We start from the raw sequence: 255 nt of genomic DNA, 5'->3' as shown, positions 1-255 counted from the left end.
GCCTGTCCGGCGCGCTTTTCCTAAACTCGTTGCTGCGGCCGGCCTTAGCGTGCCATTAGCAGCAGCGCCGCATGGGTCAGCATGCCCACCGTCCCATCGTCGACGTCCCAGCTCTTCATCATTTCCGAGATTGACTTGGGTACTTGGTCGCGATCGCGGTGCATGGCCGTGCTGACGCGAATTGCCGACGACTCCCCATCTGAGCGAAAACCTCGTGAAGAAGCCGTACAACCGGGTCCTGAGGCTCCGGGATTG

The 255-nt window shown here is 61.2% G+C and carries 1 pseudogene; it reads right to left on the bottom strand.

The window, feature by feature from the left end:
• Nucleotides 1–44: 44 nt before the first annotated feature.
• A pseudogene (locus AB4Y42_RS44715) lies at nt 45–255 on the bottom strand (hypothetical protein); the annotation flags it as partial.

Origin of the sequence: Paraburkholderia sp. EG286B, from assembly GCF_040965655.1 — a bacterium.
GTDB lineage: Bacteria > Pseudomonadota > Gammaproteobacteria > Burkholderiales > Burkholderiaceae > Paraburkholderia.
Note: the sequence above shows the minus strand (reverse complement) of the source record. Positions and strands in the feature narration are given on the sequence as shown.